This is a genomic window from Litchfieldella xinjiangensis, from assembly GCF_000759345.1.
GTDB classification, from domain to species: Bacteria; Pseudomonadota; Gammaproteobacteria; order Pseudomonadales; family Halomonadaceae; genus Litchfieldella_A; species Litchfieldella_A xinjiangensis.
On sequence record NZ_JPZL01000001.1, the window covers coordinates 737,544 to 757,392 of the forward strand.

The 19,849-nt window shown below is 60.2% G+C and carries 19 protein-coding genes; 6 read left to right on the top strand and 13 right to left on the bottom strand.

Translation table 11 applies throughout. The annotated features are described in order from the left end of the window. Positions 1-31: 31 nt before the first annotated feature. The 6 genes from fdhE to JH15_RS18440 all read right to left on the bottom strand — a co-directional run bounded on the left by fdhE (position 32) and on the right by JH15_RS18440 (position 8,089). Positions 32-958 (bottom strand): formate dehydrogenase accessory protein FdhE, encoded by a 927-nt coding sequence (gene fdhE, locus JH15_RS03545; RefSeq protein WP_231566364.1) that lies wholly within the window; start codon positions 956-958, stop codon positions 32-34. Positions 959-1,005: 47 nt separating this feature from the next. Continuing rightward, positions 1,006-1,680: a formate dehydrogenase subunit gamma gene (locus JH15_RS03550; RefSeq protein ID WP_043527054.1), complete on the bottom strand. Its 675-nt coding sequence runs from the start codon at positions 1,678-1,680 to the stop codon at positions 1,006-1,008. Next, a complete protein-coding gene (gene fdxH, locus JH15_RS03555) occupies positions 1,677-2,597 on the bottom strand; it encodes a formate dehydrogenase subunit beta (RefSeq protein ID WP_043527056.1) in 921 nt (306 codons plus the stop codon). The genes JH15_RS03550 and fdxH overlap by 4 nt, the downstream gene beginning before the upstream one ends. Positions 2,598-2,606: 9 nt before the next feature. Then, positions 2,607-5,696, bottom strand: a complete 3,090-nt coding sequence (fdnG, locus tag JH15_RS03560; RefSeq protein WP_479691125.1) for a formate dehydrogenase-N subunit alpha — start codon at positions 5,694-5,696, stop codon at positions 2,607-2,609. A 113-nt stretch (positions 5,697-5,809) separates the two neighbouring features. Then, on the bottom strand, positions 5,810-6,244 hold the full coding sequence (locus JH15_RS17445) for a hypothetical protein (RefSeq protein ID WP_052383878.1): 435 nt from the start codon (positions 6,242-6,244) through the stop codon (positions 5,810-5,812). Between the two features lie 135 nt (positions 6,245-6,379). Further along, the gene (locus tag JH15_RS18440; RefSeq protein ID WP_043527062.1) at positions 6,380-8,089 is read right to left on the bottom strand and encodes a methyl-accepting chemotaxis protein; all 1,710 of its coding nucleotides are present in this window, start codon (positions 8,087-8,089) and stop codon (positions 6,380-6,382) included. Positions 8,090-8,430: 341 nt separating this feature from the next. Here JH15_RS18440 and JH15_RS03580 point away from each other — a divergent pair, with 341 nt between their 5' ends. The 3 genes from JH15_RS03580 to JH15_RS03590 all read left to right on the top strand — a co-directional run bounded on the left by JH15_RS03580 (position 8,431) and on the right by JH15_RS03590 (position 10,846). Continuing rightward, a complete protein-coding gene (locus tag JH15_RS03580) occupies positions 8,431-9,021 on the top strand; it encodes a YqaA family protein (protein WP_043527064.1) in 591 nt (196 codons plus the stop codon). A gap of 77 nt (positions 9,022-9,098) precedes the next feature. Next, positions 9,099-10,382 carry an SDR family oxidoreductase gene (locus JH15_RS03585; RefSeq protein WP_043527066.1) on the top strand — a complete coding sequence of 428 codons (1,284 nt, stop codon included), beginning with the start codon at positions 9,099-9,101 and terminating at the stop codon, positions 10,380-10,382. Continuing rightward, positions 10,379-10,846, top strand: coding sequence for a DUF2269 family protein (locus JH15_RS03590; protein WP_043527069.1), 468 nt, complete (start codon positions 10,379-10,381; stop codon positions 10,844-10,846). The genes JH15_RS03585 and JH15_RS03590 overlap by 4 nt, the downstream gene beginning before the upstream one ends. A gap of 1 nt (position 10,847) precedes the next feature. Here JH15_RS03590 and trxC read toward each other — a convergent pair whose 3' ends face one another. Together trxC and JH15_RS03600 are read right to left on the bottom strand one after the other, a co-directional pair. After that, positions 10,848-11,300, bottom strand: a complete 453-nt coding sequence (trxC, locus tag JH15_RS03595; RefSeq protein WP_043527071.1) for a thioredoxin TrxC — start codon at positions 11,298-11,300, stop codon at positions 10,848-10,850. A gap of 88 nt (positions 11,301-11,388) precedes the next feature. Further along, on the bottom strand, positions 11,389-11,964 hold the full coding sequence (locus JH15_RS03600) for a cell wall hydrolase (protein ID WP_231566365.1): 576 nt from the start codon (positions 11,962-11,964) through the stop codon (positions 11,389-11,391). Between the two features lie 314 nt (positions 11,965-12,278). Between JH15_RS03600 and JH15_RS03605 the strand changes: the two genes are divergently transcribed. Together JH15_RS03605 and cobO are read left to right on the top strand one after the other, a co-directional pair. Next, positions 12,279-12,482, top strand: a complete 204-nt coding sequence (locus JH15_RS03605) for a cold-shock protein (RefSeq protein ID WP_043527076.1) — start codon at positions 12,279-12,281, stop codon at positions 12,480-12,482. Between the two features lie 207 nt (positions 12,483-12,689). Then, complete coding sequence (gene cobO, locus JH15_RS03610; protein WP_043527079.1) at positions 12,690-13,289, top strand: cob(I)yrinic acid a,c-diamide adenosyltransferase; 600 nt, start codon at positions 12,690-12,692, stop codon at positions 13,287-13,289. Between the two features lie 84 nt (positions 13,290-13,373). Here cobO and JH15_RS03615 read toward each other — a convergent pair whose 3' ends face one another. From JH15_RS03615 to JH15_RS03625, 3 genes are all read right to left on the bottom strand, one after another. Then, a complete protein-coding gene (locus JH15_RS03615) occupies positions 13,374-15,179 on the bottom strand; it encodes an acyl-CoA dehydrogenase C-terminal domain-containing protein (protein ID WP_043527081.1) in 1,806 nt (601 codons plus the stop codon). A gap of 146 nt (positions 15,180-15,325) precedes the next feature. Next, entirely contained in the window at positions 15,326-16,096 is a 771-nt protein-coding gene (locus JH15_RS03620; protein ID WP_043527083.1) for an SDR family NAD(P)-dependent oxidoreductase, read from the bottom strand. Between the two features lie 24 nt (positions 16,097-16,120). Beyond that, entirely contained in the window at positions 16,121-16,702 is a 582-nt protein-coding gene (locus JH15_RS03625) for a TetR/AcrR family transcriptional regulator (protein WP_043527086.1), read from the bottom strand. A 143-nt stretch (positions 16,703-16,845) separates the two neighbouring features. On the opposite strand from JH15_RS03625, the gene JH15_RS03630 reads away from it, so the two are divergent. After that, on the top strand, positions 16,846-18,030 hold the full coding sequence (locus JH15_RS03630) for an acetyl-CoA C-acyltransferase (RefSeq protein ID WP_043527088.1): 1,185 nt from the start codon (positions 16,846-16,848) through the stop codon (positions 18,028-18,030). Here the strand turns inward: JH15_RS03630 and chrA are convergent. Together chrA and crcB are read right to left on the bottom strand one after the other, a co-directional pair. Then, positions 18,027-19,229 (bottom strand): chromate efflux transporter, encoded by a 1,203-nt coding sequence (gene chrA, locus JH15_RS03635; RefSeq protein ID WP_043527091.1) that lies wholly within the window; start codon positions 19,227-19,229, stop codon positions 18,027-18,029. The genes JH15_RS03630 and chrA overlap by 4 nt on opposite strands. Further along, on the bottom strand, positions 19,226-19,624 hold the full coding sequence (gene crcB, locus JH15_RS18005; RefSeq protein ID WP_043527094.1) for a fluoride efflux transporter CrcB: 399 nt from the start codon (positions 19,622-19,624) through the stop codon (positions 19,226-19,228). The genes chrA and crcB overlap by 4 nt, the downstream gene beginning before the upstream one ends. Positions 19,625-19,849 lie beyond the last annotated feature (225 nt).

Genomic DNA, 19,849 nt, shown 5'->3' on the forward strand with positions numbered 1-19,849 from the left:
CCCCGGCCAAGGTCGTTCTTGCGAAGGCACATCATCCCTCGGCGATGAACAAGGGGTTATACCCGCTACGCTGGAACTCCCCCTCTTCGGCCAACAGCAAATCGAGCGCCAGGCTGGCCAGATCATCGGCGATCGGCTCAGCCTGGGCATCGCTTTCGCGCAGCACGATCTTTAGATAGCTGTGGCAGTCGCCACAGGTTTCCGCCTGAACGGGAAGAAGCTGCTCCCCCGCCTCATCCTCGAGCCCCAGATAGCTGATCTTGCCACTTTGATCGCAAACGCTGCACTTGGAGCGCTCGAGATACCACTGCGTGGCACATAGCCCGCACACCAGGTAGCGGACGCCACTTCGCTCCTGCTCGATCTGGATGATACTGGAAGACGGTGCCGACCCACAGCAGGGACATAACGCGCGTGCCTCGGATTCGGGGCGTTCGGGTGCGCGTGGGAGTCGTTGTGCCATACGGACCCAGGCGACCTGCATGGCCGCAGCCACCAGCGGCATCACGCCTCGCCGTGACGGGTCACCAGGATGACGATCGAGGATATCCTCGATCAGGCTCTGTAGTTCATTTGCCTCCAGGCCACGTAGTTGATCGAGCAGCGGACGCTGAGCGTCACCCACGTGCAGCTCGAGCGCGTCGAGAAGCGCAGCGAGCTCGCTTTTTACATCGATATCACGTTTCAGTGCATCGATACCCAACGGGGGCATACCATGCTTCAACGCCATGTCGAAGGCATCGGGTTCGGGCAGCCATGTGGGGGTCGATGTCTCAAGGACCCGATGCTGAGCGTGGGCCACCTGTCCCATGAAGGCCAGGAAGTCTGACAGCGGCTCGACCGTCTCGGACAAGCCCTTCAACCGCTGGGCACGCTCAGCAAACAGGCCAGCCTCGGGGAGCACCACCGATGGCGGATCCATGATGCCTACCGGGGCATTTCCGTATGCGTGACTCACTGTAACTCCTTGATCCTCGGTAGCCGTCTTGAGCGGCTGGGTTGCGGTCATTGCCCCGCTATACGATCCAGGGACTCTTTCCGCCGGCGCTCTTCGTCCATCTTTTCCTGATACCACAGATCATGATGGTGCTTGGCCCAGGCCTTACTGACGCGCCCACGCACCATGGCTTGAAACGAGCCCTTCACCCAGATCCCCGAGTAGATATGGATGATCAAGGTGATGATGGCCAGAAACGCCACGAAGGCATGCAGCAGCGCGCCGAGGCGCAACAGGGTGATTGGCATGGCGTCGGCAAAATAAGGCTGCCAAATAATGACCCCAGTGACCAGCAGGACGGGGACGCTGAATACCATGATCCAGTAAACGAGCTTTTGGCCGGCATTGCTTTTGCCCACCGGTGGCAACTTCTCGTCCCGGTTGCTGAGCACATCCTTGATCTGCTTCAGCCACTGGATATCGTGGCGCTTGATGAGACTGTCCTTGAAAAAGCGTACCGCCATGATGGCGAAGAATACGCTCATGAACACCCCGATGAAGGGGTGCAGAATCCGCGTCATGATCGGCCCGCCGAACAAGGCGGTGAATCCCCAGAAGAACGGATGAAACAGGGCCAGCCCGCTAAGCACCAGCAGCACGAAGCTGATGGCGATCGTCCAGTGGTTCAGACGCGAGAACCACCCATAGCGGAGTATGCCTCGTTCCTTTTTGGACTGGCTCATGTGCGGTCCTCCTCATGCGTCTCGGCGTCTTCGACCTCATCGTACTCTTCCTTGGGCACCTCTTTAGGCCCCTGGGTCGCGTAATGGAAGAAGCCCGTCAGTGCCGCCAGACCGATGGCCACCGAGGCCAGGGGCTTGGTCACTCCCTTCCAGGCATCCACCAGCGGACTTATGCGTGGATCGTTGGGCAAGCCATTATAGATCTCCGGCTTGTCGGCATGCTGCAGGACATAGATGACGTGAGTACCACCTACGCCTTCGGGGTCGTAGATACCGGCATTCTCGAAGCCTCGCCCATGAAGGTACTCGGTGCGCGACTGAGCCAGCTCGTGCATGTCTTCGCGGGTACCGAACATGATCGACCCCGTGGGGCACGATTTGACGCAGGCCGGCTCCAGACCATGAAAGACGCGGTCTGAACACAGCGTGCATTTATAGGCCTTGGAGTCTTTCTTCGAGATACGCGGGATATCGAAGGGACACCCCGCCACGCAGTAGCCGCAGCCGATGCAGTGCTCTGAATTGAAATCGACGATGCCGTTGGCGTACTGAACGATCGCTCCCGGTGCCGGGCACGCTTCGAGGCAGCCCGGCTCGGCGCAGTGCATGCAGTTGTCCTTGCGGATCAACCATTCCAGATTACCCTGCTCGTCCTCGTATTCGTTGAAGCGCATCACCTCCCAGCTATTCGGTGAGAGATCCACGGGGTTGTCATAGACCCCCACGCACTCGCCTACGTCATCGCGTAAATCGTTCCACTCGGAACACGCCACCTGACAGGCCTTGCAGCCAATGCAGCGCGACACGTCGATGAGTTTCGTGACCCGTTCCACCCCGCCATCGCGTACCTGGGGCGACGGCGGTGAGGTCGCCGAGCGGGCGGTGATATTTTGCAGATTGATCTGATCGCCTCTCATCTCGCCTCCTTACAGCTTGTCGACCCGGACCAGGAACGACTTGAATTCCGGCGTCTGGGTGTTGGCATCGCCCACGAAGGGCGTCAGCGCATTGGTCAACTGCGCCTTCTTGGTCTCACCCAGATACCCCCAGTGGATCGGTATCCCGATCTGATGGATGGTCCTGTCGCCCATCTGCAGTGGGCGGATACGCTTGGTCACCACGGCCACCGCATCGACATGACCGCGCTTGGAGCTGACCCGGACCCGGTCGCCCTTCTCGATCCCCAACTCGTTGGCCAAGGTTTCACCGATCTCGATGAACTTTTCCGGCTGCATGATGGCATTGAGCCGTGCATGCATCGTCCAGTAGTGGAAGTGCTCGGTCAGCCGGTAGGTCGTCGCGGCGTACGGATACTCTTCCAGCGTGCCGAAGTTTTCACGATCCTGCTCGAAGACCCGTGCCGCTGGATTGTGCTTGGACAGCGGGTTGTTCGGGTGCAGGGCGTTATTGGCGACCGGCGTCTCGAACGGCTCGTAGTGCTCGGGGAAAGGCCCTTCCACCATACGCTCACGCGCGAACAGTTGACCGCGCCCGGTCTGGTTCATGATGAACGGACCTAGCCCAGCGGAGGGCGGCGAGGTCACCGGGAAATCGGGAACATCCGCCCCCACCCAACGACTGCCGTTCCACCATACCAGCGCCTTGTTCGGCGCCCAGGGCGTGCCATCGGGGCGTGCCCCGGCCCGGTTATAGAGGATGCGGCGGTTGGCCGGCCAGGCCCAGGCCCAACCCAGCGTCATGCCGATCCCGTACGGGTCGGAATTGTCACGCCGTGCCATCTGGTTGCCATCCTCGGTCCAGCAACCGGCAAATAGCCAACAGCCGCAGGCAGTCGACCCGTCGGCACGTAGTGTGCCGAAATCACCGACCTGCTCACCACGACCACAGATGAGATTCTGATTCTCGTCGTAGACGTCCTCGAGCGCCCAGCCGTTGTATTCCCGCGCCAACTCCTCCGGCCGCGGCTCTTCCGGGCGCCGGTAGGGCCATGTCAGGTTGAGAATGGGATCGGGGAACGGCCCCCCCTCTTCGCGGTACATGGCCTGAAGGCGATGGAACAGACCCGCAATGATTTCGACATCCGGCTTCGCCTCACCGGGAGGCGGCGCCGCACCCCAGTGCCACTGGAGCCACCGCGCACTATTGACGATAGTGCCGTTTTCCTCGGCAAAGCAGGTTGTGGGCAGCCGGAATACCTCGGTCTGGATCTCGCTGGGATCCACGTCGTGTAACTCACCGCGGTTCTTCCAGAATTCCGCCGTCTCGGTGGAAAGCGGATCCATGACGACCAGGTACTTCAGGTTCGACAAGGAGGCCGTGACTTTCTCCTTATGGGGGAAGGCCGCCAACGGATTGAAACCTTGGCAAAAGTAGCCGTTGACCTCGCCCTGGCTCATACGTTCGAAGGTATGCAGCACGTCGTAGAGATTGACGCTCAGCTTGGGCAGCCAGTCATAGCACCAATCGTTTTCCTCGGTCGCGGCTTCGCCGAACCACGCCTTCATCAGGCTGACGTGGAAACGCTCGTAATTGCGCCAGTAGGAGACCTCATCGGGTACCAGGGGCGCCCGGGCACGCTCGGCGATATATTCCTGATAATCCTGCTCCTCAGAGCCCGCCAACTGCATATAGCCAGGCAGCAGGTTCGAGAGCAGCCCGAGGTCGGTCAGGCCCTGAATGTTGGAGTGGCCGCGAAGGGCATTCACCCCGCCACCGAGCATACCCATATTACCCAGAAGCAATTGCACGATGGCCGCAGTACGGATGATCTGCGAGCCGATCGAGTGCTGTGTCCAGCCCAGGGCATAGAGAATGGTCATGGTCTTATCCGGCACGACCGTCTCGGCAATCATGTTCCAGACGCGCTCGATCTTGTGACGAGGCGTACCGCAAACACTCTGCACGACGTCCAGCGTGTAGCGGCTGAAATGCGCGCGCATCAGCTGGAAGACGCAGCGCGGATGCTGCAGCGTCTCGTCACGCCGTGCGAAGCCATCCTCGTCATGCTCGTAATGCCAGGTTTCGGTATCGTAGCTGCCACTCTCGGCATCGAAGCCCGTGAAGAGCCCGTCATCGAAGCCGAAGTCCTCGCGTACGATCAAGCTGGCATCGGTGTACTCACGCACATATTCGTGGTGGAACTGATCGGTCTCGATCAGGAAATTGATCAGGCCGCCCAAGAAGGCGATATCCGTCCCTGTACGGATCTCCGCGTGAAAATCAGAAACTGCCCCGGTCCGTGTGAAACGGGGGTCAACCGAAATCAGGCGGGCATCGTTCTTTTCCTTGGCCTCCATGACCCAGCGGAAACCCACGGGATGCGCTTCGGCAGAATTGCCGCCCATGGAAAGAATCAAATTGGCATTGCGGATGTCGACCCAGTGATTGGTCATGGCACCGCGACCGAATGTTGGGGCAAGACCTGCCACCGTCGGTCCGTGTCAGACGCGCGCCTGGTTGTCGAAAGCCAGCATGCCGAGACTGCGTACTACCTTGTGGGTGAGATAGGCCGTCTCGTTGGATGATGCAGACGCAGCCAGAAACCCGGTCGTGACCCAGTGATTGACCGTGTTGCCCTGCTCATCCTGGCCAACGAAGTTGGCATCGCGATCATCCTTCATGTGCCGGGATATGCGATCCAGCGCCTCAGGCCAACTGATGCGTTTCCATTCGTCGGTGCCCGGCTCGCGAACCATTGGATGGGAGAGCCGCGAGCGGCTTTTGACGAAATCGAGCAGCCCGGCACCCTTGGGACACAAGGAGCCACGGCTCACCGGATGATCCGGGTCGCCCTCGATATGGAAGATATCGTCGACGTTGTTAATGCTGGCATCGCCGCGGCTATAAAGCAGGACGCCACAGCCGACCGAGCAGTAGGTACAGTTATTGCGGGTGATCTTGGCGGCAGTCAGCTTGAAATGGCGAATCGATGCGACGGCCGGCTCCGGGGCGAACCCCATCATGGCCATGCTCGAGGTTGCCATGCCAGCAGCGCCGAGCTTGAAGAATTGACGTCGTGTGACGCGTAGGGTCATGGTGCCTCCTCCCTGGGTCATGCTGTCCGCAGTAAAGCCGCGTAAAGCATGTGGCTATGACTAAAACGTAGCGACTCTAAGCCGGTAAAGGCGAGTTTCGCTGTTTTGATTTGTAACAAGCTAGGTCGGTGGTATTACTGCCCCTGGTTCTCGTCGGGGGAGTGGTTGGTACTGCCTTGGGTCTTGCCCTGACCGCCGGCATTGCCGCCGGCAGGGTTATCTGAGGTATCGCTGGATTGTTGTTCCGGCGTCGATGTTTCGTGGTCGGGAGCGTCCGTCGAGCCTGCGGGCACGGTCTGGAACAGGTCGTCGCCCTGGCTCTGGCCGCTGCCGGTCGTTTCGTCCGATTCGTTCATATCGGAACCAGTGATGCCACTGGTCGTGCCGGCCGAACCGGTCGTCAGCTCCTCGTGCTCACGCGGGGCGTTGGTCTCGCGCTCCACCATTTCAGGCGGCTGGGCTGTGCTCGTCTCTTCGGTGACGTCATCATCGTTATACAGCTCACAGCCCACCAGCCAAGCGCTTGACGCCACGAGGAACGCCGATAGCAACGTCTTGCGTAGTGACATGCCCCTACCCTCCCTGAAATTACGCTCCATTTCGCCTGCTACCAGCGTAGCCCACTGAGCCGCGGCATTTAAACGAGACCATAAAAAAACCGGGGGACGCAAGTCCCCCGGTTCCAGGCTGGCTAGTTGGAGAGTCTAGAATTCCGCCCACTCCAGCTCGCTTTCCTTGTTTGACTTCGCCGCAGGCTTCGCTGACGGGCCAGAGACCAATTGCGCTACCGCCTTGTGACTCGGCATGCCCTTGGCCTGAGCGTTTGGCGCCTTGAGGGCTCGCGGCTGCTCATTAGCGGATAGACGGAAGATCGCCACCGCCGACTCCAGCTGCGCGGCTTGTTCTTCGAGCGAAGCGGCGGCTGAGGAGGCCTGTTCCACCAGCGCGGCGTTCTGCTGGGTCACCTCGTCCATCTGCGACACGGCGGTGTTGACCTGTTCGATACCCGAACTCTGCTCCTGGGAGGCTGCGGAAATCTCATCCATGATGTCGGTAACGCGCCCCACCGAGGACAGAATCTCCTTCATGGTGGCACCCGCACTCTCGACCAATGTCGACCCCTTGGCGACCTGTTCGCCCGAGGTTTCGATCAGGCGCTTGATCTCGCCTGCAGCTTCTGCGCTGCGACTTGCCAGGTTGCGCACTTCGCTGGCCACGACCGCAAAGCCGCGCCCCTGCTCACCGGCACGGGCCGCTTCTACCGAGGCATTCAGCGCGAGGATATTGGTCTGGAAAGCAATCGAGTCGATGACGGTGATGATCTCACTGACCTTGCGCGAACTGTCAGAGATACCGTGCATGGTCTCGATGACCTCGTTGACCACCTGCCCCCCGCGCCCTGCGGTACTGGAGGCTTCCTTGGCCAGACTGCTGCCCTGACGGGCGTTCTCGGCGTTTTGGCGCACCGTCGCGGTGAGCTGCTCCATACTGGCTGCGGTTTCCTGCAAGGAGGCTGCCTGTTCTTCGGTACGTGAAGATAGGTCGGCGTTACCGCTGGCAATCTCGCTAGCGCCGATGTGAATCGAGCCACTGCTGTCGCGCACGGTGGACACCGTCTGGTAGAGACCACTCTGCATGTGCTGCATTGCAAGGAAGAGTTGGCCGATTTCGTTGCGGCCGCGGTCGGCGATCCCTCGTGACAGGTCGCCCTTGGCAATCAGCTCGAAATGCTCGACCGCCTCTTGCAAGGGGCGAATGATGATACGAACCATGGCAATACGTACCGCCACGACACACCCGACCACTAATAGCAACACGGCCAGACCAATCATGGTATAGGTCGCCATCATGGTGGCAAAGCGTTCTCTGAGATTGCTGCCTCGGTCGCTGGCGAAAGTCACGAAATTCTGGTTAGCCTTGATAAACTCCTGGTTGATTGCGTCCCCGTCACGCTTGGCTAACCGATAACCGCTATCGTCGCCACGCTTGAGCGCTTCAAGCTGCGGAACCAGACCCCGTTCCATCAGACGATTGAAGATCGTCTCAAGGGTATCGGCATAGGGACGGCCTAGTTCCGTCTTTGGCGCAGCGACAAAGTTGGCAAAGCGCTCCTTGGCGCCAACAAGGAAATCCTCGCCTGCCTCGAGATAACTCGCCGCCAGGGCATGTTGCCCTTCGTTCAGCGCATCGAGATGATTGAGAAAGCTCAACTGCGTGTCGGCGACGTTCACCTGAGCACGGTTGAGTTCATTGAGCTGCTGCACATTGATGATGTTGAGTTCTGACAGAGCCCCGGCGCCCATATTACTGGCGTTGTAGCCCAGAAAGGACACCAAACCGATCAATAAGGTAAAGAGCCCTAACACCGCGGTCAGGCTCGCCTTGACCGACAAGTTCCCCAAAAGACGTTTCATTTGATTTTCCCCGTAATTGCTGACCAAGCCATGCCCTGTGGTTTGCTATCGACATTGGCAGGATTACTGTGTCCTGCTCTCTGCGATACGGGGGATATCGGAAGCAAGAACCGAAACCTTAATCGTCAATGGTTCTTGATACTCTTAAATAAGCCTTTGTTTTTAAACTAATTAAGAAAAATTAATACCGCTGAATGATACAATAATATTGTAAATATTTACGTATTTATACTAATAACCATAAAACGATATACACAATTTATCTCAAGCTTTCCAAACCTCTACAGCTGAAAGCACAGCGTCTATCCTTGCCATGAACCCGCAAGGATGCGCCCAAAACCATGTCACGACACAAGTTGACCTCTTCACAGGATTGGCTCGACCGCCTGAATGAATCTCGTCATGCCCTTTGGCTCTTGTTCGGGCTATCGATGCTGGAGACGCTGCTGATCCCCATCCCTATCGAGGTCATCCTGATTCCGTGGATGCTATGGCATCCCGACCGCAAGTGGACGATTGCCGCGGTGGCGCTGGCAGGCAACCTGACAGCGGCCTCGCTCGGCTATGTGTTGGGCGTGACGGCCATGGACCAATGGGGCGATACATTGATCGGCTTCTTTGGTAGCCAAGAGGCCTACGAAACGTTCCGCTCAGAGGTTCAGGAAGATGGCTTCATGACCATCATGTCCATTGGTATCGTGCCGATTCCTTTCCAGATCGCCATGCTGGGTGCCGGTGCGACCGGCTACCCCTACCCGCTGTTCCTGCTCGCCGCCATGCTTGGACGAGGGCTGCGCTACTTCGGCCTCGCCCTGTTGGTTGCCCTGGTGGGCGACGCGGCGCTTCGGCTCTGGGAGCGCCACTCGCGCGCCGTCGGCCTCGTCGGTATAGCGCTGTTCAGTGTGTGGATCTGGTATGAGGTCACGACCTGACGCCTTCCCTCTAGAATTCATGGTGTTAGGCGATAACTGACTCTGCAATAAGGACGCTGCAACAACAAGGACGCTGCATGAGAATACTCCTGGTAGGCGCAACCGGCTTTATCGGCGGACATCTGCTTACCGCGCTGCAGCGCGGTCAGTACACGATCATAGCCACTTCACGCAGCGGACGCGGCCCTGATCTACCGGGTGTCGAGTGGCGGGCTCTGGATCTCTCGACACTGGCTGACGACCCAGACACGTTCACATGGCCGGACGGGGTCGATGTGGTCATCAATGCCAGCGGCCTCCTGGGAACCGACAAGAACACGCTATATGCAATACAGGATCGGGGGGCACGGGCTCTCTTCTCACTTGCCGAGCGCCATGCGACGCGGATCATCCAGGTCTCTGCCCTTGGCGCAGGAGACCAGCCCGACATTCCCTTCCTGGATAGCAAGTCGCTTGCCGACGAAGCGTTACTATCATCATCACAACGTGCGGTGATCCTGCGTCCCTCAATGGTCATCGGACCTGGAGGGGCCAGCAGCGGGTGGCTTTCACGGCTCTCGCCCCTGCCATGGATAGCCTTGATGGATACCCGCTCGCAGGTACAGCCAGTCCATATCGACGATCTGGTGGGTGCAGTCTTGTCATTGCTGGATCGCTGGCCGGACCAGACGTCGATATATCCGGTGGTGGGCCCGGACCCGATGACGCTTCCGCAACTGATCGACCGCTTGCGTATATCGCAAGGCTGGACCCCCGCCCAGTACATGCAATTACCCCGCTGGGTGTCGGCCACGGGAGCACGGCTGGGTGATCGTCTCGGCTGGCAGGCCCTCAATACACAGACCCTACGTATGGCCGGCCGCGACAATACGGCCTCCTCCCAACCTCTGGAACAAGCCTGCGGGTTCCGTGCCGCTTCCTTTGAGTCACGCCTTGGCGAGTGGCCGAATCCGTTGCAGAGCGCCTCGATGGCACTAAGGCCGATCCTATTGGGTGTCATGATAGTCATCTGGCTGGGAACGGCCGTGGCCTGCCTGGGACCCGGCTATGCCTGGGGGCTCGGCATCATGGCGGAGGCCGGTGTGCATGGATGGCCTGCATCGCTTGCCGTTATTGGAGGCGCCTTGCTCGATGCGATGCTGGGCATAGGCCTGTTGTCGCGCTACTGGCGTCGGCCCGCCCTGAAAGCACAGATCGCATTGATGCTGAGCTACATGGTGTTGATCACGTTTCTGGTCCCCCAGTACTGGTACGACCCGTTCGCTTCCGTATTGAAGAATGCGGGGCTATTGATTGCGACCCTGTGGTTGCTTTGGACCGAACCTCGCGCCACCCAACCCGACACCAGGAAAGCCCAATGACGCCCTACCTACTTCTCAAGACGCTGCACATCCTTTCCTCGACGCTCCTGTTCGGTACTGGGCTGGGCTCCGCCTATTACACATTGCGGGCCTGGCGCAGCCAAAATCTCACCGTCATGGCGGCGACCTTTCGTTATCTCGTGACAGCAGACTGGTTGTTCATAGCGACTACGGCCGTAATCCAGCCATTGAGCGGGCTAGCGCTCGTCCATATGGCTGGTTGGCCGCTGACACAGAGCTGGATACTCTGGAGCCTGGCGCTGTATGTCCTGGCGGGCGCTTGTTGGCTGCCGGTGGTGTGGTTGCAGATCCAGGTCAGGGACATGACCGCCGACGCCCTGCGCAAGGGGGAGCCCGCGCCCGCCCGGGTCGAACGCTACATGCGCATCTGGTTCGTGCTGGGCTGGCCGGCCTTTGCCGCATTCATCGTCATCTTCTATCTGATGGTGGCCAAACCCAGGTGATTCAGTGCTGCGATGATGTGACGAGATGAGGCTCAAGCCATTGGCGAAGTTGTGGCCCCTGCATGGCACCGGGCTGGCGTGCGATTTCCTTGCCGTCCTTGAAGACGATCAATGTGGGAATACTGCGAATCGAAAACCGTCCTGCCAAGGAAGGCTCGGCCTCGGTATCCAACTTGGCAAAGCGCATACGAGGCTCCAACTCGTTTGCCATTTGAGCAAATACCGGCGCCATCATCTTGCAGGGCCCACACCAATTGGCCCAGAAATCCACCACGACCGGCAGTTCGCTGCGGGCCACCAAGGATTCGTAATTGGCTGCGGTCACATCGACCGGCTCTCCGCGGAAAAGCGGCTGCCTGCATTTACCACATACGGGCGAATCGCCGAGGCGTGCCTGCCTGACGCGATTCATGGCATGGCAACTCGGGCAACCCAGAAGCAACGCATCGGACATATCAGTCTCCACAAACGGTAAGCGTGGAAGCACTATGGTAGTGATGATCACACAGCTCAAGCGAGGCGAAGCCTGACAGTCGATCTCGCTACATTTCGCCCTCAGCGGGAGCATAAAACAGGAATTCCCGTGTTTCCGCCGTACGGGTAAATGTCCTGCTCCAGCCAGGGGACACACCGCGGTGATGAAAAAAGAGCGCGCCTCGCGTGCGATCGTCCAAGTCGCCATTGAGGGTACGTCGGGCCACTTCCTTGGCCGTCTCATAGGGCCCGTCCTCTACGACGTGATCGGGACGACCGTCACACCACCAAGAGAACTGGCAGCTCCCCTGCTCCGAGCCATCCTGCACGACAGCGCAAACCGAATCGGGAAAATTCTTGCTGGCGAGTCGATTCAGGACCACATTGGCGACCGCTTCCATTTCGTTGGCGCCCTGGCCCTTGGCTTCCCAATACAAGGTACGCGCCAGGCAGGTCAATGGATCGTCCAGGGGCGCCCCGCCGTCAGGGTCGACCGCCTGGGCCTCGCTACGGGTAATGGGTTCGCCATCATGCGCATCGATATCCCCGGAAACGACGCTTTCCTCGAGACGTTCGGCCTTTTGCTCGGCCTGCGCTGCCTCAGTGTCCTGAGCCAACACAAGGGAGGGCGAAAAAAGCAGCACTACTGCCAGCCAACACGCTGTTCCACATCGGTACATCGGTCAGGCCTCACTAGGTGATTAACTGTCCGCCACTTAACGCAGTGTAGTCCGTAACCGACCTTCGGCGATCGACCATGCAGGCCGTGGCCGATAAAAGGTTTGACGCCGCCACGGGGAACTGTCAGGATGCCTGCAGTTGGTCGGCAAGACGTATGGTCAGTAGTACTCGAAATCCTTTTCGGTAGTCTGGTTGTATCCCCTTGTTTAGCCTTCTAATATCGGGCAACACCCGGAAATTATGACTCGGCGCTTAGCGCTAAAAGGAAATACGAAATATGTCTACTGGCACAGTCAAGTGGTTCAACGATTCCAAAGGTTTCGGCTTCATCTCTCCGAGCGACGGTGGTGACGACCTTTTCGCCCACTTCTCTGAAATTCAAGCCGATGGCTTCAAGTCACTGGAAGAAGGTCAAAAGGTTTCTTTTGACGTGACCCAGGGCAAGAAAGGCCTCCAGGCGTCAAACATCAAGCCTGCCTGATCGATCCGATCTAGCACGCTCTCGCGCTACAAGGCGACGAGTAAGAAGGCCCGCAAACGCGGGCCTTTTTTATTGTGCCTGCGTTTCCTCTCCTTCTTCCACGCTACGTTTTCTTTACGGCCAGATGACCGCCCCCCTGCGTCTGGCGTACTCTCGTGCCATCACGCTTTCAAACTAAGCCTGTAAACCCAGCCAGGGAGCAAATGCATGACCGATCGCGACACCCGACACCAGAAAGCGATGCAGAAACTCAAGTCCCACGTGGACGAAAAGATCGCCAATGCCACCGAGCAACGGGGACTGGTCCTGGTATTTACCGGCAACGGCAAGGGCAAGACCACGGCTGCCTGGGGCACTGTCACTCGTGCCTTGGGGTATGGTTATCGGGTCGGTGTGGTGCAGTTCATCAAGGGCTTGTGGGAGTGTGGCGAGCGTGACCGCCTGAGCGAAGATCCCAACCTGGAAGTCCAGGTCATGGCTACAGGCTTCACCTGGGATACTCAGAATCGTGACAGCGATACCCAGGCCTGCCAGGCCGTATGGACCGAAGCCAAGCGCATGCTGGCCGATCCCGACGTGTACCTGGTCGTGCTCGATGAGATTACCTATATGGTCAAGTTCGGCTACCTGGATTTCGCCGAACTCAAGACCGCGCTCGAGAACCGACCAGCGGAGCAGACGGTCATTCTCACAGGGCGCAATGCACACCGCGATCTGGTTGCCATGGCCGATACGGTCACCGAAATGCAGGAAACCAAGCACGCCTTCAATGACGGTCTTCAGGCCCGCCGAGGCATCGATTATTAAATAAAAAAACGGCGGCCTAGGGCCGCCGGTAAAACGATCAGAGCGCCTGACCGAGAGAGATCGTATCGGGGTCATGCCCCGTTATCAGATTTCGAAACCCAGTCCGAAATCCTGTGCAGAGATAGCCATCAACGAGCCCGCGCCAGCCTGAATCATCTGGGCATGGGCCCGGGTACGTGGCAGCAAGCGCTGATAGAAGAAGCGGGCCGTATCGATCTTGGCCTGATAGAAGGCGTCCTCACCGCTACCCAGCGCCTGATGGGCTTGCTTGGCAGCCCGTGCCCACAGGTAGGCCTGGGTCACATAGCCTGAGTACATCAAATAATCGACGCTGGCAGCGCCCACTTCTTCCCGGTCCTGCATGGCCTTCATGCCAATGCCCATGGTCAGCTCGCCCCACTCACCGTTGAGCTTGGCCAACGGCTCGATGAATTCTTTCAGTGCGGCATTCTCGGCTTCGGCCTTGCAGAACTTATGGATCTCCTTGGTGAAGACCTTGAGTGCCTCGCCCTGGCTCATCAGTACCTTGCGACCCAACAGGTCGAGCGCCTGGATGCCCGTAGTTCCTTCATAGAGCCGTGTGATGCGCGAATCGCGCACCAGTTGCTCCATACCCCATTCCTGAATGAAGCCATGCCCCCCGAATACTTGTACCCCTTCGTTGGTGGCCTCGAAACCGGATTCGGTGAGGAAGGCCTTGACGATCGGTGTGAGCAGGCTGAGCAGCGTCTCGGCATGTTCACGCTCGGCTGCATCGGGGCCATGCTCGACCAGGTCGACCATCTGTGCGGTATACATCACCAGCATGCGCCCGCCTTCGGCAAAGGCCTTCTGGGTGAGCAGCATCCGGCGCACATCGGGATGCACGATGATCGGATCGGCCGGCTTGTCGGGGGCCTTGGCGCCGGAAAGTGCGCGCATCTGAAGACGATCGCGAGCATAGGCCAGCGCATTCTGGAAGCTGGCCTCGGCCAGGCCCAAGCCCTGGATACCGACACCGATACGCGCCACATTCATCATAGTGAACATGTAGGACAAGCCCTTGTTGGGCTCGCCAATCATGAAGCCACGCGCGCCGTCGAAATTCATGACGCAGGTCGCGTTACCGTGAATGCCCATCTTGTGTTCGAGCGAGCCGCACGATACGCCGTTGCGCTCCCCCGGGTTGCCATCGGCATCGGGCAGGAACTTGGGCACCACGAACAATGAGATGCCCTTCGACCCTTCCGGCGCGTCGGGCAGTTTGGCCAGCACCAGGTGGACGATGTTCTCGGCCAGGTCGTGATCGCCGGCAGAGATGAAGATCTTGGTTCCCGAGATCGCGTAGCTGCCTTCATCGCCAGGCACGGCCCGTGTCTTGATCAACCCCAGATCAGTGCCGCAGTGCGGCTCGGTCAGGCACATGGTGCCAGTCCAGACGCCCTCGACCAGCTTGGTCAGGTAGGCTGCCTTCTGCTCGTCGCTACCGTGATGACGCAAGGCATCGGCCGCACCGTGAGAAAGCCCCGGATACATGCCCCAAGCCAGGTTGGTGGCGCAGATCATCTCGGACAACACCATGCCCAGCGAATGTGGCAGGCCTTGGCCCCCGAACTCAGGCTCGGCCGACAGGCTCGGCCAGCCGCCTTCTACATACTGCTGGTAAGCCGCCTTGAACCCCTTGGGCGCCTTGACCTCGCCGCCTTCGAGCAAGCATCCCTCCCGGTCTCCACTCTGGTTGAGCGGCAACAGGACATCGCGGGTGAAACGCGCACCCTCTTCAAGGATCGCCGCGACCACATCGGGCGATGCCTCGTCGCCACCCGGAAGACGGGCGTAGTGGGCGGGATAGTCGAGCATTTCGTCCATTACGAAACGTAGATCGCGCAAGGGGGCCTGATAGTGGGGCATGGAGCACTCCTGGGACGTCAGCGAGGCGAAAACCGGGGCACCGTTTCGCTCTCAAACAATCGTTTGAAATTAGGGCTTCGACGAGCCACTGTCAAGCGGTCGTTTGAATATCGCGGTACGCTTCGACCAAAGGGTAAATGCGCCAATCACTGCATGCGAATGCCACCGTCCAGGCGGATTACTTCACCGTTGAGCATGGTGTTGCTGATGATCTGCTCTGCGAGCATGGCGAACTCCGCTGCCTTGCCGAGCCGTTTGGGAAAGGGGACGGCTTCGGATAGCGCGGCGACGGCTTTTTCCGGAAGATCCGCCATCATCGGCGTCTCGAATACCCCCGGGGCAATGCTCATGACTCGGATACCGTGACGTGACAATTCCCGCGCCAGCGGCAACGTCATCCCGACCACACCCGCCTTGGAGGCACTGTACGCCGCCTGCCCCACCTGACCATCGAAAGCGGCCACCGAGGCGGTGGTGATGATCACGCCGCGTTCACCGTCATCACCCGGTGCGTTCGCTGCCATGGCAGCGGCCGCCAGGCGAATCACATTGAACGTGCCTACCAGATTGATTTGCACGGTGCGCGCGTAGTCGTCGAGATCGGCGGGGTTTCCTTCACGATCCAACAGCTTGGCCACACTGACCACGCCAGCACAATGCACCACGCCGGCAAAGACAGACTGCGGACCGCCAAAGGCGGCGGCCGTGTCCACTGCCGCTTGTATCTCTTCAGCGGAGGTGACATCGGCACGTACGGCCCGGGCCGAATCTCCCAGTTGCTCCGCCAATGCCTCGATCGTGTCGCTCAAGTCGCACAACACGACGTGGGCGCCACCGGCTACCAGCCGCTCGGCAGTAGCGGCACCCAGCCCCGAGGCGGCACCGGTAACCAAAAACGTTCTGTCTGAAATCTGCATGGCGTGTCTCGCTCCAGGATAGCGTCACGCTCGCCCTTGTGGGGTGAGCATCGCGATGAGTTCATGGGCCAGGTCTTCGGGAGATCGGGGGCCCTCCGGGTCGTACCAGCGCACCGTCCAGTTCAGCGCTCCGAGCACGAAGCGCGATATCAGGAAGCGGTCGCCACGAATCAATCCGGCCTCCAGCGCATCGCCAATGACCTCCTGCCACAAGGCTTCGTATGCGTCTCGCAGGTGACCGAGATGCTGACGCGCCCCTTCGTCGAGGCGTCGCCATTCGTAAAGAGCCACGACATGCGCGTTGCGATCGGTGAGCAACGTCTCCAGGTGGGCCCGGGCCATGGCGTGCAGGCGCGCTTCGGCACTCTCGCCGCAAGTGGCCAGTGCAGCCTGGGCCAGGGTCAGTGCGTTATGGGTCCCCTCTTCAATCACAGCGCAGAGAATTTCCTGCTTGTCGTCGAAGTGGTGAAACAGGCTGCCTGACTTGATGCCCATCTCCCGGGCCAGCATGCGCACGGTGGTGCGATCGAACCCCTCTTGTACGAAAAGCTGGGCAGCGATGCGGGTCAGTTCCTTGCGACGGGGCGACTCGTTCACGACGTTCATCGAATTTACACTAGCGCTTGCTTGGTTATGATGGAGCAAACCATAGGCCCATCCGACGGTCAACGCTGTCGCCACCTATGGCCCACTATCTTGTATCGGGGCGATAGCTGCGCCATGTAGAAGCCGCCCCAGGAGTTACAGCCATGTCTCGAGACGACATCGTCATACTGTCCGCCGCTCGCACCCCCATGGGCGGCATGCAGGGCAGCCTGTCGAGCCTCACCGCACCTGAGCTCGCCGCGACCGCCATTCGCGCCGCCCTCGAGCGTGCCAAGCTCGATAGCACGTCCATCGACGAAGGCATCCTCGGCTGCGTGTTGCCAGGCGGGGTCAAGCAGGGTCCGGCCCGCCAGGCCATGCGCCAGGCCGGTATTCCCGATGCCATCGGTGCCACCACTATCAACAAGCTGTGCGGCTCTGGCATGAAGGCTGCCATGCTGGCACACGACCTGATCCGTGCCGGTAGCGGCGAGATCGTGCTGGCCGGTGGCATGGAATCGATGTCCAATGCCCCGCACATCCTGACCAAGGCGCGCAGCGGCTACCGTCTGGGCCACGGTGAGTTGAAGGACCATATGTTCTACGACGGCCTCGAAGATGCCGAAACGGGAAAGCTGATGGGCGTCTTCGCCCAGCAGGTGGCCGATGAGCGGGGCTACTCCCGCGAGCGTATGGACGACTTCGCCATTGCCTCGCTGGAGCGTGCCATGGCCGCCCACGAAGCCGGCCATCTCAAGGGCGAAATGGCGCCCGTCACCGTGACCACGCGCCAAGGCGACAGCGTGGTCGACCATGACGAGCAGCCGTTCCAGGCCAAACTCGACAAGATCCGCACCCTGCGCCCGGCCTTTGCCAAGGACGGTACCATCACCGCCGCCAATGCCAGCTCGATCTCGGATGGGGCCTCGGCGTTGATACTTGCGAGCCAATCCGCAGCGGACCAGCACGGCGCCTGCCCCATCGCGCGCATGCTGGGCCACGCCACGCATTCCCAGCACCCCAGCGAATTTACCGTGGCGCCGGTGGGCGCCATCGATAAGCTGCTGAAAAAGCTCCGCTGGGGAGTGAATGATGTCGACCTGTTCGAGATCAACGAAGCCTTTGCCGTGGTCACGCTGCTGGCCATGGACGGGCTCAGCATCTCTCACGACAAGGTCAATGTGTTCGGTGGCGCCTGTGCCCAGGGCCATCCGGTGGGCTCAACCGGCTCTCGCATCATTGCCACACTGATCAATGCCTTGCGCGTCAAGGGCGGCCGACGCGGCGTCGCCAGCCTGTGCATCGGTGGCGGCGAAGCCACGGCCGTGGCCATCGAGCTGGTCGATTAAGCGCCCAAATCGACGATAAGACCGCCCAGGGCCACGACCGGCACGACGGCCCAGGGCGGAACCCTCCATACCGTCAGCAGCACGAAGCCCGTCAGCGCCACGGCAAAATCAAACGGGGTGAGCACCGCGCTGGTCCAGACCGGGTGATAGAACGCTGCCCCGAGAATGCCCACCGCCGCCGCATTGGCACCGTAAATCAACGCCTGGGCACCGGGACGCTGTCGAAAGCTACCCCAGAAGGACAACACGCCTATCAGCAGAAGAAAACCGGGCAGGAAAATGGCCAGCAAAGCCAGGCCCGCCCCCACTAGGCCATGGGGCGAGAGTTCAACTAACGCGCCCAGATAAGCCGAAAAGGTGAAAAGCGGGCCTGGAACCGCTTGCGCCGCACCATAGCCCGTCAGAAACCGATCCGCATCGACCCAGCCGGACGCCACGACCTCGGCCTGCAGCAGCGGCAACACGACATGACCGCCTCCGAACACCAGCGTCCCGGCGCGATAGAACGCATCGACGACGCTGATCGCCTGACCGGCCCCCATCCACACCCATAGCGGCAATCCCAGCAGCAACATAAAGAACAGGCCCAGCGCCGCCAGGCCAGCCCTGCGCGTCACCGGGAGTGAGAGCGAATGCGTGCTGCCGTAAAGCGCGCCGCGATAGACGACTCGACCTACCAGGGCGCCCATGCCAATGGCCGCCACCTGCCCCAATGGGTCATTGACGCTCACGACGATGATAGCCGCCATCAAGGCGATCGTGGCCCGGGCCCGGTCCGGGCACAGGTTCCGAGCCATGCCCCAGACGGCATGGGCGACGATCGCCACGGCAACGAGCTTGAGCCCGTGTACCAAGCCGCTGCCCAGCGGGCCTTGCAACGCATTCGCCGCAAAGGCGAACAGCACCATGAGGATCGCCGAAGGAAGCGTGAACGCAAGCCACGCCGCCGCCGCCCCCCAGGGCCCCGCGCGCAGCAGCCCCAGAGCAAAACCCACCTGGCTGCTGGCTGGCCCGGGAAGAAACTGACACAGGGCCACCAGCTCGGCATAGCTCTGTTCGTCGAGCCACTTCCGACGCACCACGAACGCCTCGCGGAAATAGCCCAGGTGCGCAATAGGCCCGCCGAAGGCCGTCAATCCCAGCAGCAGAAAGGCCGAGAATACCTCGCGCGCCCGGTAAGCGGGCGATTCCACTCTCACCGTAGCGCCCCCAGCAGGGCGCGAAGGCCTGCAAACGTGGCCAGGCCCAGCCCGGTCATCAGCAAGGAGCCTCCCAAATGCAACGCAATTCCACCCAACGCGGCTCCCCAGCGCTCGGCCTGGATATTGCCAAACATCTCGGCGGAAAAGGTCGAGAATGTCGTCAAAGCGCCCAGGAATCCCGTTACCACGAAGAGTCGCCACTCGGGTGAAAGCGAGGGGAGATAGGCAAATACCCCGATAGCGATACCGATCGCCCAGGCCCCGAGCCAGTTGGCTACCAATGTGCCCGGCGGAATGGTCGGAAACGCGGCATTGAGCCAAAGCCCCAGCAGCCACCTCAGGTTGGCACCCAGCACGGCGCCGGCGCTGACGGCAAGTATCGATAATCCCATGCACCCTATCCTTTTGTTCGGCTTGGCTTGTGTACCACGGGCGTGTGACATCGTGAAGGCAAGTATCGAGAGGCTCACCATGTGGGGAGGCGGCCGTAGTGTGGCAACGGATTGACACATACGAATTACCATATATCTTCTGAACCTTCCAATGGAGCATCAGGTACCTCTCCCCGAGACGCAAGGAAACCGACCGTGAGCGCACAACAGCAGCAACAGGCTAAA